This window comes from Pseudomonas coleopterorum (assembly GCF_900105555.1).
Taxonomy (GTDB): domain Bacteria; phylum Pseudomonadota; class Gammaproteobacteria; order Pseudomonadales; family Pseudomonadaceae; genus Aquipseudomonas; species Aquipseudomonas coleopterorum.
Genome location: NZ_FNTZ01000001.1, coordinates 4,742,787 through 4,759,093, shown reverse-complemented (window position 1 = coordinate 4,759,093; position 16,307 = coordinate 4,742,787). Strand labels below are relative to the sequence as shown.

The 16,307-nt window shown below is 61.7% G+C and carries 14 protein-coding genes; 4 read left to right on the top strand and 10 right to left on the bottom strand.

Annotation, left to right across the window (positions count from 1 at the left end; genetic code table 11):
- Positions 1 to 504: 504 nt before the first annotated feature.
- The 4 genes from BLV18_RS21490 to BLV18_RS21475 form a co-directional block, all read right to left on the bottom strand.
- Complete coding sequence (locus tag BLV18_RS21490; protein WP_090361810.1) at positions 505 to 975, bottom strand: inhibitor of vertebrate lysozyme family protein; 471 nt, start codon at positions 973 to 975, stop codon at positions 505 to 507.
- A 2-nt stretch (positions 976 to 977) separates the two neighbouring features.
- The gene (locus tag BLV18_RS21485) at positions 978 to 1,142 is read right to left on the bottom strand and encodes a DUF1328 domain-containing protein (protein ID WP_043191899.1); all 165 of its coding nucleotides are present in this window, start codon (positions 1,140 to 1,142) and stop codon (positions 978 to 980) included.
- 59 nt (positions 1,143 to 1,201) lie between these two features.
- Positions 1,202 to 1,486 (bottom strand): hypothetical protein, encoded by a 285-nt coding sequence (locus BLV18_RS21480; RefSeq protein ID WP_090361807.1) that lies wholly within the window; start codon positions 1,484 to 1,486, stop codon positions 1,202 to 1,204.
- A gap of 182 nt (positions 1,487 to 1,668) precedes the next feature.
- On the bottom strand, positions 1,669 to 2,511 hold the full coding sequence (locus BLV18_RS21475; RefSeq protein WP_049860525.1) for a BON domain-containing protein: 843 nt from the start codon (positions 2,509 to 2,511) through the stop codon (positions 1,669 to 1,671).
- Positions 2,512 to 2,722: 211 nt separating this feature from the next.
- On the opposite strand from BLV18_RS21475, the gene algB reads away from it, so the two are divergent.
- Both algB and BLV18_RS21465 read left to right on the top strand, forming a co-directional pair.
- The gene (gene algB / locus BLV18_RS21470) at positions 2,723 to 4,069 is read left to right on the top strand and encodes a sigma-54-dependent response regulator transcription factor AlgB (RefSeq protein WP_049860524.1); all 1,347 of its coding nucleotides are present in this window, start codon (positions 2,723 to 2,725) and stop codon (positions 4,067 to 4,069) included.
- Positions 4,066 to 5,853: a KinB sensor domain-containing domain gene (locus BLV18_RS21465; RefSeq protein ID WP_090361804.1), complete on the top strand. Its 1,788-nt coding sequence runs from the start codon at positions 4,066 to 4,068 to the stop codon at positions 5,851 to 5,853. Before algB ends, BLV18_RS21465 begins: the two co-directional genes overlap by 4 nt.
- Before the next feature lie 26 nt (positions 5,854 to 5,879).
- On the opposite strand, the gene BLV18_RS21460 is transcribed toward BLV18_RS21465, so the two are convergent.
- From BLV18_RS21460 to BLV18_RS21440, 5 genes are all read right to left on the bottom strand, one after another.
- A complete protein-coding gene (locus BLV18_RS21460; RefSeq protein ID WP_049860522.1) occupies positions 5,880 to 7,499 on the bottom strand; it encodes an EAL domain-containing protein in 1,620 nt (539 codons plus the stop codon).
- An 88-nt stretch (positions 7,500 to 7,587) separates the two neighbouring features.
- Positions 7,588 to 8,361: an N-acetylmuramoyl-L-alanine amidase gene (locus BLV18_RS21455; protein ID WP_090361801.1), complete on the bottom strand. Its 774-nt coding sequence runs from the start codon at positions 8,359 to 8,361 to the stop codon at positions 7,588 to 7,590.
- Between the two features lie 119 nt (positions 8,362 to 8,480).
- The gene (locus BLV18_RS21450; RefSeq protein WP_090361798.1) at positions 8,481 to 10,451 is read right to left on the bottom strand and encodes a diguanylate cyclase; all 1,971 of its coding nucleotides are present in this window, start codon (positions 10,449 to 10,451) and stop codon (positions 8,481 to 8,483) included.
- An 83-nt stretch (positions 10,452 to 10,534) separates the two neighbouring features.
- Positions 10,535 to 11,173, bottom strand: a complete 639-nt coding sequence (locus BLV18_RS21445; RefSeq protein WP_049860519.1) for a thiol:disulfide interchange protein DsbA/DsbL — start codon at positions 11,171 to 11,173, stop codon at positions 10,535 to 10,537.
- A gap of 203 nt (positions 11,174 to 11,376) precedes the next feature.
- Positions 11,377 to 11,985: a c-type cytochrome gene (locus BLV18_RS21440; protein WP_090361797.1), complete on the bottom strand. Its 609-nt coding sequence runs from the start codon at positions 11,983 to 11,985 to the stop codon at positions 11,377 to 11,379.
- A gap of 178 nt (positions 11,986 to 12,163) precedes the next feature.
- Here BLV18_RS21440 and yihA point away from each other — a divergent pair, with 178 nt between their 5' ends.
- Positions 12,164 to 12,802, top strand: a complete 639-nt coding sequence (yihA, locus tag BLV18_RS21435) for a ribosome biogenesis GTP-binding protein YihA/YsxC (RefSeq protein WP_090361794.1) — start codon at positions 12,164 to 12,166, stop codon at positions 12,800 to 12,802.
- 302 nt (positions 12,803 to 13,104) lie between these two features.
- Here yihA and polA read toward each other — a convergent pair whose 3' ends face one another.
- The gene (polA, locus tag BLV18_RS21430; protein WP_090361790.1) at positions 13,105 to 15,870 is read right to left on the bottom strand and encodes a DNA polymerase I; all 2,766 of its coding nucleotides are present in this window, start codon (positions 15,868 to 15,870) and stop codon (positions 13,105 to 13,107) included.
- A 104-nt stretch (positions 15,871 to 15,974) separates the two neighbouring features.
- Between polA and BLV18_RS21425 the strand changes: the two genes are divergently transcribed.
- Positions 15,975 to 16,262 (top strand): DUF2782 domain-containing protein, encoded by a 288-nt coding sequence (locus tag BLV18_RS21425; RefSeq protein ID WP_049860515.1) that lies wholly within the window; start codon positions 15,975 to 15,977, stop codon positions 16,260 to 16,262.
- The last annotated feature ends 45 nt before the right edge of the window (positions 16,263 to 16,307 follow it).

Below are 16,307 nucleotides of genomic sequence, written 5' to 3'. Positions count from 1 at the left end.
ATTCCGATGCGTTGCAGCAGCGTCTAATGCCGGAAACGACTACCCCATGCAGAATCGGCATAATTTAATCGAGTGGATTTATCGCGCAAACGCCTCCGTTCGGATAGACGACTGTCCACGACAGGCGATTCGGGAGGTTTCAACGGATTGATAAGGCAGCATGACCCATTGCGTTCGAGAAACCGAACACACCGTCACGAACGTAGGAAAAGTATGAAACAAGATGAAAGGCAGCCAAGTTAGCCTGTATAGGCTCTGCGCAAGCCAGAGTACGCAATGGTCGTACATGGCTTGCGCAGCAGCTGTTGCCTGACCCGGCCCGGTGCGGAGGTCCTCCCTGTACCCCTAGGTCACTCCGAACCAACTGCATTCAGAACAACCCGACCCCATGGTCATGACCGGCACCTTCTGAGTGCCGACCATTCGGGCCGGGTAGACCTGGCCCAATCTGTAAATCCACGCCATATTGCGCTGGTTGCGCTGCATGTCACGTCAATCAGGAAGTCAGTACCAGTTAGGGTCTTTCTTCAACTGTTCCATCAACATCTGCTGCATGCCTTCATCAGGCTTGCCGAGAAAGCGATAGGTCGCGTGACGCGTGGGCGATTTGTCGGCGGGCAAGCCTGCTGGCACCTGAACGTACAAGGCGTAGGCATCTTCCTTGTCCATGCTGAATGCCACCAACAATCGACCGCTCTTGCAGCTGTCGGCGGTCTCGCAAAGCGGGCCCACCAGGTAGTTGTCGCCATCTTCGGCGACGGCAGTCATCTGCTCTGTCGAAACGCCGGACAGATTGATGATCCAATCCGGGACGCGTTCTTCGGATCTGATCACTGACTGCCAGGTATCACGGTATTCGGCACCCGAGCTCAGAATTTCACTGACTCGGTTCTGACCGTCATTGGCGGCCATCGCCATGCTGCTGCCGACCAGCGACAGCGCCATGGCTATACCCTTGAAGGTCACGCTGGTCATGGTCAGCCTCGACCGCGACGGCCGAAAATGAACGAAACGACGAACAGCACCAGGAATACGACGAACAGGATCTTGGCGATGCCTGCTGCGGTGCCAGCGATACCACCGAAGCCCAGAACGGCGGCGATGATGGCGATGATCAGGAATGTGACTGCCCAACTCAGCATGGTGTATCTCCTTTACGATTTGTCGTGTTTTATCTGTTGATCAGATGCGTTACCCAAGCTCAGAACACCCAACTGCGAATGTGTTCAACCGGTTCGCTGGTTTGTACGCGTTCGATGTTTCCGGATTGCTTGTAGCCCACCCATTGCGCGCTGGCAGGATTGAGATGAGCCGTATCGACAAGACGCTCTTGAGGCGGCAGAAGAAGCTCCTGCTGCTGCGAGGCGGCCCAACTTGCATACTGCTGAACCGCCAGCAACGTCATCAGCGCCGCCAGAACCAGGAACAATGCTTGGCGCATCGATTGGGACAGGGCGGACGCTTTAGCGGCTTGAGGACGGTTCATCCGGTAACTCCTTGAACTTGGATGGCGGCTGTACGTGTAATCTTGATACGGATATTGCAGCCTGCATGCCAACCTTTTTGTCCCGATAATTACCTTTGAAATCAATTAGTTATAGACAATACAGATTGCCGTTGGATAGCAACCTGCACGATGGGCCTGTGGAGGTCGGGCTATTTGCACGATCAGATGATCGGCTTGGATATTTTCAGCAGATCGGCATCAACTCCGCGCACACCGCGAATGTTGCGCGCAACCTCTACCGCCAGGGTTTTCTGCTCGGAACTGGCGACATCGCCCTTGAGCGTGACCATCCCGGTACGGGTCTCCACATCGATACTCAGCCCGTCGAGATCGCGATTGAGTAGCAGACTCGCCTTGATCTTGCTGGTGACCCATGTATCACTCAGCGCTTCCTCGGTTTTCTTCGCCTGGGTTTCGGCACGCGTGGTAGCCGTATCCGCCGCGCCGAGGCTGATCAGATTGTTCACCTGGTAGACACCATCGGTATTGGTCGCCAGGGTGCCTGCCAACTGCTTCGCGTCGGCCGTCTGCGCCTGGCCTTTGAGCGTGACGACGCCATCAGCCGTGCTGACCACGATGTCCAATGCCTGAGTGCTGGTGTTCCATAGCAGCTTGGACTTGATGATTGCCGTCAGCGTGGCGTCTTCCAGATGTTGCGCGAACTGCTGCCGTTGATTGACGTGCTCAACCAACTCCGGATTCAAGGTGAGGCGGTTATCGACCTTGTCGATACCTTGGGTATTGAGCGCCACCTGCTCGGCCAGCTCGCGATCCACTTCGTCCTCCACAGCGCCGGTCAGGGTAGCGGTGCCCTGGTCGACCTTCACACCAAATTCGAAGCCGTTGAGCTGGCGATTCAAAGCCAATGCTGTCCAGATCGAGCCCTCTTGCCGGGCCGCCTGCAATTGCTGATCGAGACTGGCGGGGGCCGCCGCGGCCAACGACGAAAGGCTGACCAGGCCTGCGATGACGCTCGCCAACGTGAGTCGTTTGAAGCTGCGCATTCGTACTCTCCTCCAATTCAAGACAAACAGCTGATTATCGCAAGGCACATGCCAAACTTTTTACCTACTGAAAGCTCAGACATTTCATACAGTTAGAAATGTCATGAGCGAATAGCTACCATGCAGCCTGCCGAATCAATCAGAATTGACCATGCAAGCTGCCCGATCTTTCCGGGATCAACCAAGAAATTTCTCTAAGGAGCGTAGGAAAATGGAATCTGGCACGGAGCATAAAGGCCGCATTCTGCTGGTCGATGATGAGTCGGCCATCCTGCGTACCTTCCGCTATTGCCTGGAAGACGAAGGCTACAGCGTCGCGACGGCCAACAGCGCCAACCAGGCGGATACCCTGATGCAGCGTCAGGTCTTCGACCTGTGCTTCCTCGACCTGCGCCTGGGCGAAGACAACGGCCTCGATGTCCTGGCGCAGATGCGCGTGCAGGCGCCCTGGATGCGCGTCGTGATCGTTACCGCGCATTCGGCGGTGGATACTGCCGTGGACGCGATCCAGGCCGGTGCTGCCGACTATCTGGTCAAGCCCTGCAGCCCTGATCAGTTGCGTCTTGCGACCGCCAAGCAGCTTGAGGTACGCCAACTGTCGGCACGCCTCGAGGCACTCGAAGGCGAGGTGCGCAAGCCCAAGGACGGCCTGGACTCGCACAGCCCGGCGATGATGGTCGTGCTGGAAACCGCGCGTCAGGTAGCGGTCACCGATGCCAACATTCTGATCCTCGGCGAGTCGGGGACCGGCAAGGGCGAACTGGCACGGGCCATCCATGGCTGGAGCAAACGCGCCAAGAAAAGCTGCGTGACCATCAACTGTCCGTCCCTGACCGCCGAGCTGATGGAGAGCGAACTGTTCGGCCACAGCCGCGGCGCATTCACCGGCGCCAGTGAAAGCACCCTGGGCCGCGTCAACCAAGCCGACGGCGGCACGCTGTTCCTCGATGAGATCGGCGACTTTCCGCTGACGTTGCAACCCAAGTTGCTGCGTTTCATCCAGGACAAGGAATACGAAAGGGTGGGTGACCCGGTCACGCGTCGGGCCGACGTGCGCATTCTGGCGGCGACCAACCTCAACCTCGAAGACATGGTTCGCGAGGGACGTTTTCGCGAAGATCTGCTGTATCGCCTGAACGTGATTACCTTGCACCTGCCACCACTGCGCGAACGCAGCGAGGACATTCTCACCCTGGCCGATCGTTTTCTGGCGCGCTTCGTCAAGGAATACGCGCGGCCTGCCCGTGGCTTCAGCGAAGAGGCTCGCGCCGCTCTGCTCAATTACCGCTGGCCGGGCAACATTCGTGAGCTGCGTAACGTGATCGAACGGGCCAGCATCATCTGCCCCCAGGAGCGCGTCGAAGTCAGCCATCTGGGCATGGCCGAGCAGCCTGCCAACAATGCGCCGCGCATCGGTGCCGCGCTGAGTCTGGACGAATTGGAGAAAGCGCACATCGGTGCGGTGCTGGCCACCAGCGATACCCTGGATCAGGCCGCCAAGACCCTGGGCATCGACGCCTCGACGCTTTACCGCAAACGTAAACAGTACAACCTATGAAACTGGCCATGAAGCTGCACACCCGGCTGTTTCTCAGCATTTCGGCGCTGATTACCGTCGCGTTGCTGGGGTTGGTGCTGGGTCTGGTCAGCGTGATGCAGATGGCCGCTTCGCAGGAGAGCATGCTGCGCAGCCATTTCACCACCCTGGACCTGGGGCTCAAGATGCGCCAGAACCTGGGCGATCAACTGGTCATGATGCTGGAAGCGAACCCGGATGCAGCGGGCATCGCTCAGGCACAGCAGCAGTTTCAGGCCCTGCTCGATGAAGGCATTGCGCACGAACAAAGCCACAGTGCCCACTATGGCTTTCTGCAGTCCGCCGAAAACTTCCAGACCTTCGTCGCGCAATACCGCGCCACGGCCACCCAACACTTGCCATTGAGCCAGAACCCGCCCTTGAGCCAGGCGTTCAATACCTTGCGCACCGGTTTGATCGACTCCTACAAGGGCACCTTGCAGAGTATTGCGGCGCTGGAGCACGAGTCTCACCAGCGAGCGATGTGGGTGTCGGGCCTGCTCGGCCTGGTGGGGCTGGCGGTGCTCATCGTCGGCTACTTCACCGCGCACGGTATCGCGCGCCGTTTCGGTGAACCCATCGAAGCCTTGGCCAAGGCTGCAGACGATATCAGTCAGGGCAACTTCGATGTGCAACTGCCGGTGTCACCGGCGGCCGAACTCAATCGGCTGGCCAGCCGCTTCGGCACCATGGCCCACGCGCTGCGTCAGCACCAGGCGACCAACGTCGATGAGCTTCGCGCCGGTCAGCAACGGTTGCAGGCGGTTCTGGACAGTATCGACGACGGCTTGCTGATGATCGATCGGCAAGGCCAGCTGGAGCATTTGAACCCTGTGGCGCAGCGTCAGCTGGGCTGGGAAGACCATCGTCTGGGCCAGGGTCTGGGTGAGGCGCTGGGCAGACCGGATCTGGACGAGCAACTGAACTTGATCCTGCGCGGCGGCAGCATGGAGCGTGCGCTGGACGACCTGAGTTTCGATGTCGACGGAGAGGCGCGACTGCTGTCGTACAGCCTGACGCCCGTGACCCACACCCAGGGTAATATCCTGGGCGCGGTCATGGTGCTGCACGATGTGACCGAGCAGCGCGCCTTCGCGCGGGTGCGCAGCGAGTTCGTGCTGCGTGCTTCCCACGAACTGCGTACGCCGGTGACTGGCATGCACATGGCCTTCGGGCTGTTGCAGGAGCGCGTGCACTTTCCCGAGCAGAGCCGCGAGGCGGATCTGCTCATGACGGTGAACGAAGAGATGCAGCGCTTGATGCAGTTGATCAATGACCTGCTCAACTTCTCTCGCTACCAGAACGGTCTGCAGAAGCTGGTATTGGCCCCGTGTGCGCTGGATGACCTGCTGCAACGCGCCTACGAGCGTTTCGCCAGCCGTGCCCATGAGCTGGGTATTACGCTGACCGTCGAGCTGGCCGAAGAGCTGCCGCGCCTGCACGTGGATGCAGGGCAGCTGGATCGGGTGCTGGACAACCTGCTGGAAAATGCCTTGCGACATACCGCGGAAAACGGTCACATCCGCCTGCAGGCACGTCGCCACGCCGAGCGGGTGATCATCAGCGTCGAAGACAACGGCGAGGGCATCGCCTACGGCCAGCAGGGGCGGATCTTCGAGCCTTTCGTGCAGGTGGGCCGCAAGAAGGGCGGAGCCGGTCTGGGCCTGGCGCTGTGCAAGGAAATCGTGCAACTGCACGGTGGCCGCATGGGCGTCTATTCACGGCCTGGGCAAGGTACCCAGTTCTACATGACCCTGTCGATCTAGGCGGACGTCGCGAGCGCTGTCCGCGCTCAGGCTTCGTCGCCCGCACGCCGGCCAGCGCGGCGCCGGCCCTTGGTGATCAGTTCCTTGAACTGGCGCGCATTCAACGCCTGTGCAAACAACCAACCCTGACCGTAGTCGACGCCTTCGCTTTCAAGCAATAACGCCTGAGCCTCGTGCTCGATGCCTTCGGCAATCACGCGCAGATCCAGGGCATGGGCCATGCGAATGATATGGGGTGCCACACCACTGCTTTCAGCGTCATCGCCCAGGGCGTCGATGAACGCCTTGTCGATTTTCAGGCAGTCCACGGGCAGGCTTTGCAGGTAGGCGAGGCTGCAGTAACCGGTACCGAAATCATCGATCAATACCGTATGACCGACATCGCGAAGAGCCTGAAGGTTTTCGCGCGCCACGTCGACGTCGATCAGGGAACGTTCGGTCACCTCGAAGGCGATCTGCTCGGGTGCCACGCGATAGATCGCCAGCAGTTGGGCCACCACCTCACCGATACGCGGCACGGTGACGTCGCATGCGGCCAGGTTCACCGAGATGTACAGATGCGGATTGGCTCGCAACAGGTGGCTGAGCTGCTCCAGCGACTGCTGCAGGACGAAGTCGGTGATCTGCCGGATCTGCCCGCTGTGCTCGGCCAGTGGAATAAACAGCTCCGGGCTGGTGAGGGTACCGTCGGGTCGGCGCCAGCGCACCAAGGCCTCGGCACCGACACAGCGCCGATTGCTCAGATCGAAGATCGGCTGGTAGAGCACCTGCAGTTCACCGCGACGCAACGCACCGTGCAACTCGCCACCCATCGAGCGGCGCTGAGTGATCAGCTGCAAGACCAGCCAGCCAATGCACAGGGCCACCACCAGGCTGACCGGAAACAGCAGCCACAGCAGGGTATTGAATATGGGCAGTTCCTTGCTGCGCGGCGCGATCAGCACCAACTGAAAGTCTGGGGACTTGGTGGACATGCGGTAGATCAGCCGGTCCGACGTTACCTGCAGGGCATCGACCGCGTCGGCCCGCCAGCCCGAGGCCGGCGGCCAGGGCTGCTCGGAGCCGAGCACGGGAATCGCCCGGCGGCCCTGATCCAGAACCACCAGCAGGCTGCCACCGGCGGGCAGATCGACCACATCGCTCAAGTGCCCTCGGGAGGTCGAGACCCGGAACGGTCCGCGTCCAAGCATCAGGGCGGCCCAGTTGTCATTGCGTTGGGTAGTGGTGTTGAGCCAATAACTGTAGGTGGAACCCTGGATGTCCGGGGGGCGACTCAGGCTGGCGACGTCCTTGCCACGGCGATTGGAGCAGCGCTGGGCGCCGTCGATGAACGCGGCCTCGAAAACGAAGCGGTTATCGAAGCCGATCTTCTCCAGGGCGTCCATCATCTGCGGGCCGCAATGGCGGACAGGTTGCGCCTGCAACGCATCGACACCCTCGCGCAATTGACCGAACACCTGCTCCAGGCGCACCAGGAACCGTTCGCCGCTGGCATTCATCTGCTGCCTTTCGCTGAGCTGAAGCTGATGCATGATCAACGCGAAACTGGCCGCGAACAGCAACAGCGCGCTGGCCAGTGCGGCGAGCATCGCCAGCGCCCAGGGGCGGTACAGAAGACTGCGGAGCTGCGGGAAAACGGCGGCCATCGAGAATCATCCAGTCGGGGGCATCAATGTATAGCAACAGGATGGCGATTGGCCCGCGCTTTCGGACCCATCAACGTGAAATCCATCGTTACCTGTTGTTGAGCGCCTGCAGGATCGCGGCGCTTTGTGCATCGGGCTCGCCGTCGAAGCGTTGCGGGCGGAAGTGCATCTGGAAGGCGGCGATCACATGCCGCGTGGCGACGTCCAGCTCGCCGCTCTGGACCACGTTGTAGCCCAATCGGGCCAGCTGCTGCTGATACCACGAGATGCTTGGCGGGCTGACCTGGAAACGCGCCTGATTGCGCGCCACGGCTTGCGCATCGGGCCAGATGCCCAGGCCCTGCTCGGCCAGGCGCTGCCAGGGAAACATCGGCCCCGGATCGGTCTTGCGCAGCGGGGCGATATCGCTGTGGCCGATGATGTTGCGCGGGGCGATGCCGTTGCGCTGGACGATATCCTTGAGCAGCGCGATCACGGCCTGGATCTGCGCTTCGCTGTAGGGGTACCAGACACGACCGTTCGGGGTGTCCTTGTAGCCGGGGTTGACGATTTCGATGCCGATGGAGCTGGAGTTGAGCCAAGTCCGGCCATCCCACTGGCTGTCGCCGGCATGCCAGGCACGCTGGCTCTCGTCCACCAATTGGTAGACCGTGGCCGAGCGATCGCCGATCAGGTAGTGACTGCTGACTTCCCCGTGGGTCAGCAATTGCAGGGACCGCGCCTCGTCGGCCGAGGTGTAGTGCAGCACCACGAATTGCACGCGGTTGTCATGATTGGCGGAAGGGTGACTGCGGTCGATGCTCAAACCGTTCGAGCAACCGGCCAGCACCAGCACAGATAGGGCAACTAGGAGCAACTTCATGGGAGGGTCACATGCAGGTTGTAGGAAAAGAGCGTGAGCATAGCCTAGCTGGTGGCTCGGATTGAGGTGACGTGCATGACGCCTCGTTGCCGAATGTTGCGTACACGTTCGAGGCAGGCTCAGGGCGCCTGTTCGATCTGGTTGCGTCCAGCTTCCTTGGCACGGTACAGCGCCTGGTCGGCACGCTTGAGCACCTGACTGGCGTTTTCACCTGATTTGAACACTGCCACACCGGCAGACATCGTCACGGTGACGCGCTCGCCCTTGAAATGGAAAGGGCATTGTTCCACCGCTGCACGCAGGCGTTCGAGCAGGCGACTGCCGCCGCTCAGATCGCTGCCGGGCATCAGCAGGGCGAACTCCTCGCCACCGAAGCGGGCGATGAAATCGTCGCCGCGCAGGCCCTTGCGCAGGACATTGGCGATGATCTTCAGAACCTTGTCGCCGGCCTGATGGCCATAGGTGTCGTTGATCGATTTGAAATGGTCCAGGTCCAGAATGGCCAGCAGCAGGCCCATGCCGGTTTGTTGCAGGCGCCCATGCTCCAGCGCCAGCCGCTCGTTCCAGGCGGCTCGGTTGGGCAAGCCGGTGAGCGGGTCGAGCAACGCCTTGTGGCGCTGCTGTTCGAGCTTGTCGCGGTAATCGAGTGCTTCGCGCTCCATGCTGGTCACTCGCTCGCCGAGACCTTGCAGACGCGCGGCGATTTCCTGCTCGCGGGCCTCGCGCTGCAGACGGTGCTGTTCCATGCTGGCCAGCAGGCCTTCGAGGCGGCTTTCAAGCACTTGCTTGAGGCCATCGATATCGGTGGCGCCGCGCATGCTGGTCTGCAGACCGTCGACGTGTTCGCGCAATACATCGTCCAGCGCCAGGGCAGCGCTGCGCGATTCGACATGGTCGCCATGGGTGAGCTGCAACTGACGCTGGAAATTCTCCAGGCGTTGATTGAGCTGCTGCAGGTAGCGCTCGAATTCCTGCTGGCTGCCGTCGTTGACGGCCAGCATCAATATGGCGAGCTCATCGAGCACCGGCAACAGCTCGTACCAGTTCAGCCCACGCTGGATGCGCGCGTGCATGGCCTGGGCCTGAGCCATGTAGCGCTCGGGCAGGGTCAGCTCGCTCAGCAGTTCGAGCAAGGTGGTTTCGATGTGGCTGGCCACGCTGCTGTAGGGTGGCTCGAGGCTGGCGGGTAGGGCGTAGAAGGCTTGCTCGTCGGTCAAGTTACTGTCGAGCACTTCCATCTGTTCGATGGGCTGCTCGTTGGACTGTTCGGTCGGCTCCTCGACAGGCTGCTCGGTCGGCTCGGTGATGACGGGCGATGCGACAGCCTCGGTATCGCTGGCCACCGGCTCGACAGTGTCAGTGCTGCTAGCGGGCAGGGTTGGATGGGGCTCTACGGGTTGAACGCGAACGGGCTCAGGCTCGGCAACGGATGACAACTCTACTGGTGGTGCTTGCGGTGCTTCTTTTACTTCCGGCACTTCGAGCTGCGCCACAGTTGCTGGAGGCACCGCGTTTGTCACCGGCGACGCATCCTGCACGGGCTGGAGCGAGTTCGCATCGACCGCATCGGAACTGCCGAACAGACGCTGCAGCAAGCCCGCCCGCTGCGCGCGTAGCGGTCGGTCGAGGGTATGGAGTGCCCGCTCCTGCAGACCACTGAGCTCGCTGAGCAGCAGCGGCATTTCGCGTGCCTGGCCGGCGCGTTCCTCCAGGCCGTGGGCAAGCTTCTTCAAGGGTTTGCTGATGTCGCGAGGCAAGGGCAGCGATTGCAGCTGGGTGACCAGCGCCCCCAGCGCGGTGCCGATCTGCTGGACACGGGACTGACGCCGCTGTTCGGACTCCAGCACTGCGGTTTCCAGGCGCGGGATCAAGGCAGCCAGCTTGGCATCCATGTCCTCGCCACGCAGTACTTCGCGCATCTCCTTCATGCACGCGTCCACCGCGCGGTCGCTGCCCTCGGCGGCCAGACTGCTGCGCACCAGACCCCGACGCAGCAGGTCGAACCGAGCGTTCCAGCGCCGCTCGAGCTTTTCCTGCTGGTCGATGCTGTGCAGGTATTTCTCTTTCCAGCGCTGGCTGTCGTCGCTCATGGCAAGGGCTGCTCGTTGACCTGCAGCTCACGCCCACCCGCGATGGGCGCGCTGCGAAAACGTCGTATCGCGGGTGTCGCCGTTTACTTGGCGGCGGCGCGTTCCTTGGCGATCAGCTGGTCGGCGACGTTCAAGGTCTGCTCCGGACCACCGGCGGTGCCCAGGTCGAAGCGATACTTGCCGTTGACGATCATGGTCGGCACGCCGGAGATCTCGTACTTCTTGGCCAGCTCCTTGGCCTTGGCGATCTGGCCCTTGATGGCGAAAGAGTTGAAGGTCTGCAGGAACTTGTCCTTGTCCACGCCCTGGGTGGCGACGAATTCGGCCATCTCCTGCGGGTCGGTCAGGCGCTTGTGTTCCTTCTGGATGGCGTTGAACACGGCGTTGTGGACCTTGTGCTCCACACCCATGGCTTCAAGGGTCAGGAACAGCTGGCCATGGGCGTCCCAAGGGCCGCCGAACATGGCAGGAATACGCACGAAGTTGACATCGGCCGGCAGCTTCTCGACCCATGGATTGATGGTCGGTTCGAACGCGTAGCAGTGCGGGCAGCCGTACCAGAACATTTCGACGACTTCGATCTTGCCAGGCTCGGCTACAGGCACCGGGGCGCTCAATTGAACGTAGGTCTTGCCGGCTTCCAGCGGCACATCCGCCGCCTGGGCGGTAACGCCCATGGCACTGGCGACAACGAGAAAGGCGCCGAAAATCAGATTACGCATGCGTGACTCCTGAGCAGTTTCATACAAGGGACGGATCGGTGCGAGCACCGGACCTGCCTGATGGAGGCAGGTAGTGTAACGGCAGTGATGTCAAAAAAGGGTAGACGGGAAGGGCGTTTGCGCTAATTTCATTGCGCAATGGATGCAACACGGCGTGAGCGAACCGCAAGGGCGGACCTGATCCTGACCCGAATCGTATGGCTTCAACGCAGCGCCTGGATATACGCTGCCAGGGCCGCGATATCGTCATTGTTCAGTTTGGCCGCAATCCGATGCATGATCGGCGCCGCAGCGTCGTCACCCTGACGGAAATCGGTCAAGCGCTTGATCAGGTAGGGTGCGTGCTGCCCGCCCAGCCGGGGAAAGCCGGCCAGCGCAGCACCGGCGCCGTTCGGGCTGTGGCAACCGCTGCAGGCGGGCAGCCCCAGGGCAAGGTCGCCGCTGCGATAGAGGTCCTGACCACGTTGCGGCGCGGCGGCCAGGGCTTCGCCAGGGGTCGGCTTCTGGCTTGCGTACCAGCTGGCAATGTCGAGCAGATCCTGATCGCTGAACCCGGCCAGCGTGCCGGCCATCTCCGGGACCACGCGGCGATTGTCGCGGATGTGCAGCAACTGCTGGTTCAGGTAGCGCTCGCCCTGGCCGGCCAACGCTGGAAAGATCGGCACCACGCTGTTGCCGCTGGGACCATGGCACGCCGCGCACAGGGTCGTCAGCGGCTGACCTCGGGCGCCATCGCCAACCAGGTCGGCAGCGCTCGCCGTACCGCTGGCCAGCAGGGCGCCGAGCAGGCCCATCACACGTATTGCGCTCATCGACTGATCCAACCAGGGTGAAGTTCGCAGCCTGCCGTATCCCACGGCAGGCCTGGATGCATTATGCCTGTACGCACGCCATTGCCGGCAAAATCACCCACATATTGCCCAGCCCTATATACTTCGCTGCATCGTTCTTGCGGCCTGTGCATCGGGCCCTGCCTCTACCGGAAATCACATGCAACTCAAAAACCCCATCCTGGGCCTGTGCCAACAGGCTACCTTTTCGCTCAGCGCTGCCAAGGTCGACCAGTGCCCCGATGACGAAGGGTTCGAGGTCGCATTTGCCGGCCGCTCCAACGCCGGCAAGTCCAGCGCCTTGAACACCCTGACCCACGCCAGCCTGGCGCGCACGTCGAAAACCCCGGGCCGCACGCAGTTGCTCAACTTCTTCAATCTGGACGAAGAACGCCGCCTGGTCGACCTGCCAGGCTATGGCTATGCCAAGGTGCCGATCCCGCTCAAGCAGCACTGGCAGCGCCATCTGGAGGCGTACCTGGGCAGCCGTGAAAGCCTCAAGGGGCTGATTCTGATGATGGACATCCGCCATCCGATGACCGACTTCGACCTGCTGATGCTGGATTGGTCGGTGGCCAGCCACATGCCCATGCACATTCTGCTGACCAAGGCCGACAAGCTGACCTACGGCGCGGCCAAGAACACCCTGCTCAAGGTTCAGGCGGAAATTCGCAAGGGCTGGGGCGATGCGGTGAGCATCCAGTTGTTCTCTGCGCCCAAGCGTCTGGGTCTGGAAGAGGCCTACACGGTGCTCGCGCGCTGGATGGAGTTGCCGGACAAGGACAGCGCCGAGGCCTGAACAGAAAAGCCAGGCAAAAAAAACCCCGGACTTCGTATGGGGAGGGGGAAGTCTGGGGCTCAAGGTCCGAACCGCTGAGGGTCCGGATATCTGCCAACACTTAACACAACATAGGAGCATCGAAAGGCTTCACTAGCCAATCCCAGTATCTGACTGGAGATGGCCGGCGGAGTTCCTGGGTAGATGCAAACTATTTGCACTAAGTCGTTGGTTTCATGTGAAGTTCAGGGTTTCATGATTGGTGGCATCGGGCCAGGTCTGTTCGCGGCCAGTGGCCGCGAAACAGCCGACACGGTGTTGAATCAGTGCGCCTCGTCCCAGTTGGAGCCCACGCCCACTTCCACCAGCAGAGGCACGTCGAGCTGCGCAGCGCCGCTCATGTGCGGACGGATCTGGGTGCCGATCTGTTCGACCAGATCTTCACGCACTTCCAGCACCAGTTCATCGTGCACCTGCAGGATCACCCGCGCATCCAGCCCACTGTCGGCCAGCCAGGTGTCCACGGCGACCATGGCGCGCTTGATGATGTCAGCCGCCGTGCCCTGCATCGGGGCGTTGATTGCGGTGCGTTCGGCGCCGCGGCGCAAGGCCGGGTTCTTGGCATTGATGTCCGGCACATACAGCCGACGGCCGAACAGGGTTTCGACGAAGCCCTGCTCGGCGGCCTGGGCGCGGGTGCGCTCCATGTACTCGAGCACGCCGGGGTACTGGGCGAAATAGCGATCGATGTAGGCTTGCGATTGCTTGCGATCTACGCCGATCTGCTTGGCCAGGCCGAATGCGCTCATGCCGTAGATCAGGCCGAAGTTGATCGCCTTGGCGCTGCGCCGCTGGTCGGTGGTGACCTGAGCCAGGTCCACACCGAACACTTCCGCTGCCGTGGCGCGGTGCACGTCCAGATCGTTCTGGAAGGCATGCAGCAGGCCTTCGTCCTTGGCCAGGTGGGCCATGATGCGCAGTTCGATCTGGGAATAGTCGGCAGCCAGCAAACGATACCCCGGCGCGGCGATGAACGCCTGACGGATGCGGCGGCCTTCGGCGGTGCGGATCGGAATGTTCTGCAGGTTCGGATCACTGGATGACAGGCGCCCGGTGGCAGCGACCGCCTGATGGTAGGAGGTATGGATACGCCCGGTGCGCGGGTTGATCTGCTCCGGCAGACGGTCGGTGTAGGTGCTCTTGAGTTTGCTCATCGAGCGGTACTGCATCAGCACCTTGGGCAGCGGGTAATCCTGCTCGGCCAGCTCGGCAAGCACGGCTTCGGCCGTGGATGCCTGGCCCTTGGCCGTCTTGGAGATGATCGGCAGACCGAGTTTCTCGTAGAGAATCACACCCAGCTGCTTGGGCGAGCCCAGGTTGAACTCTTCACCGGCGATCTCGAACGCTTCGCGCTCCAGGGCGACCATCTTTTCGCCCAGCTCCACGCTCTGGATACCCAGCAGCTTGGCATCGACCAGCGCGCCTTGGCGCTCGATCCGTGCCAGCACCGGCACCAGCGGCATTTCGATGTCCTGCAGCACGGGCATGAGGCTGGGCACGGCGTCCAGCTTGGCCTGGAACAGCTGGTGCAGGCGCAGGGTGATGTCGGCGTCTTCGGCGGCGTAGGGGCCGGCCTGTTCCAGAGCGATCTGGTCGAAGGTCAGCTGCTTGGCGCCCTTGCCGGCGATGTCGGCGAACTTGATGGTGGTGTGGTTCAGGTACTTGAAGGCCAAGCTGTCCATGTCGTGCCGCGTCGCGGTGGAGTCGAGCACGTAGGATTCGAGCATGGTGTCGAAGGCCACGCCGCGAACCTCGATGCCGTTTTCCTGCACGCCGCCAATTGCACAGTTGGCCAGGATGTTCATGTCGTATTTGGCGTGCTGCCCGACCTTGAGCTTGCGCGGGTCTTCGAGCAGCGGCTTGAGCGCCAGCAGTACGGTGTCGCGGTCGAGCTGCTCGGGCACGCCCATGTAGGAATGGGTCAAAGGAATGTAGGCCGCTTCGTGCGGTTCGACTGCAAAGGAAATGCCCACCAATTGCGCGCGCTGTGCGTCCAGGCCGGTGGTCTCGGTATCGAAGGCGAACAGGCTGGCCTGTTCGAGCTTCTTTAGCCAGACATCGAAACGGGCCTGATCGAGAATCGTCTCGTAGCGGACCTCAATGGCGGCCACCGGCTCCTGCACCGGGGCCAGTTCCTCACCGGCGCGCCGGGCGTCGCGCTCGACGTCTTCGATCCAGCTGCGGAATTCCAGCTCGCTGTAGATCTCCAGCAGGGCGTCGCGGTCCGGCTCGGTGCACATCAGCTGATCGACTTCGACGTCCAGCGGCACGTCGATCTTGATGGTCGCCAATTCGTACGAAAGAAAGGCCATCTCCCGGTGCTCTTCCAGCTTGGCCGGCAACGACTTGGCGCCGCGAATGGCCAGGGTCGGGACCTTGTCGAGGTTCTCGTAGAGCTCCTTGAGACCGCCGCCGATGCCGGTGAGCAAACCTTGAGCAGTTTTCTCGCCCACGCCGGGAACACCGGGAATGTTGTCGACCTTGTCGCCCATCAGGGCCAGGAAATCGATGATGTGCTCGGGGCCGACGCCGAATTTCTCTTTCACGCCTTCGATGTCCAGCACGCTGCCGGTCATGGTGTTGACCAGCGTGATGTGGCCATCGACCAGCTGCGCCATGTCCTTGTCACCGGTGGAAATGACCACCGGCCGATCCGCGGCCGCGCTGCTGCGGGCCAGGGTACCGATCACGTCGTCCGCTTCGACATTGTCCACGCACAGCAACGGGTAGCCCAGCGCGCGGACCGCCGCGTGCAAGGGCTCGACCTGCACCCGCAGGTCGTCGGGCATGCTGGGTCGGTTGGCCTTGTAGTCGACGTACAGGGCATCGCGAAAGGTCCCGCCCTTGGCGTCGAATACCACGGCGAACGGGCTGTCCGGATACTGTCGGCGCAGGCTCTTGAGCATGTTCAGCACGCCCTTCACGGCGCCCGTGGGCATGCCCTTGGAGGTCGCCAGCGGTGGCAGAGCGTGGAAAGCGCGGTACAGATAGGAGGAACCGTCCACCAGGACGAGAGGAGCTTTGCTCATGAGCAGAATCAACCTTTTCGGCGAGCTCGGCGTTAGAATGCCCCGAGCTGTGACCACAAGAACCATGTCAACAAGAACTGTGACAACAAAGGGACAAGGTTATCATGCGCAATGTAAAACGCCTGTTGCTCGCGACACTGCTGCTGAGCGGCCCGCTGATGGTCCAGGCTGCTGACGATGCGCCTTCGGCCGATCCGGACGTGACCATTCGCCAGGACGGCGACAAGACCATTCAGGAGTACCGCCAGAACGGCTTCCTGTACGCCATCAAGATCACCCCGAAGCACGGCAAGCCGTACTTTCTGGTGCGCGCCGATGGCACCGACGACAATTTCATCCGCTCCGACCAGCCGGACATGTTGATCCCGGCCTGGAAGATCTTCGAGTGGTGAGGCTGTAATTTTCAATTCAACCGGGCGCCGCCGTTGTGGCGCCAG

Bases quoted from the DNA above. Each gene is read 5' to 3' on its own strand.
- BLV18_RS21490 (WP_090361810.1), bottom strand. From the start codon at position 975: ATGACCAGCGTGACCTTCAAGGGTATAGCCATGGCGCTGTCGCTGGTC.
- BLV18_RS21485 (WP_043191899.1), bottom strand. From the start codon at position 1,142: ATGCTGAGTTGGGCAGTCACATTCCTGATCATCGCCATCATCGCCGCC.
- BLV18_RS21480 (WP_090361807.1), bottom strand. From the start codon at position 1,486: ATGAACCGTCCTCAAGCCGCTAAAGCGTCCGCCCTGTCCCAATCGATG.
- BLV18_RS21475 (WP_049860525.1), bottom strand. From the start codon at position 2,511: ATGCGCAGCTTCAAACGACTCACGTTGGCGAGCGTCATCGCAGGCCTG.
- algB (WP_049860524.1), top strand. From the start codon at position 2,723: ATGGAATCTGGCACGGAGCATAAAGGCCGCATTCTGCTGGTCGATGAT.
- BLV18_RS21465 (WP_090361804.1), top strand. From the start codon at position 4,066: ATGAAACTGGCCATGAAGCTGCACACCCGGCTGTTTCTCAGCATTTCG.
- BLV18_RS21460 (WP_049860522.1), bottom strand. From the start codon at position 7,499: ATGGCCGCCGTTTTCCCGCAGCTCCGCAGTCTTCTGTACCGCCCCTGG.
- BLV18_RS21455 (WP_090361801.1), bottom strand. From the start codon at position 8,361: ATGAAGTTGCTCCTAGTTGCCCTATCTGTGCTGGTGCTGGCCGGTTGC.
- BLV18_RS21450 (WP_090361798.1), bottom strand. From the start codon at position 10,451: ATGAGCGACGACAGCCAGCGCTGGAAAGAGAAATACCTGCACAGCATC.
- BLV18_RS21445 (WP_049860519.1), bottom strand. From the start codon at position 11,173: ATGCGTAATCTGATTTTCGGCGCCTTTCTCGTTGTCGCCAGTGCCATG.
- BLV18_RS21440 (WP_090361797.1), bottom strand. From the start codon at position 11,985: ATGAGCGCAATACGTGTGATGGGCCTGCTCGGCGCCCTGCTGGCCAGC.
- yihA (WP_090361794.1), top strand. From the start codon at position 12,164: ATGCAACTCAAAAACCCCATCCTGGGCCTGTGCCAACAGGCTACCTTT.
- polA (WP_090361790.1), bottom strand. From the start codon at position 15,870: ATGAGCAAAGCTCCTCTCGTCCTGGTGGACGGTTCCTCCTATCTGTAC.
- BLV18_RS21425 (WP_049860515.1), top strand. From the start codon at position 15,975: ATGCGCAATGTAAAACGCCTGTTGCTCGCGACACTGCTGCTGAGCGGC.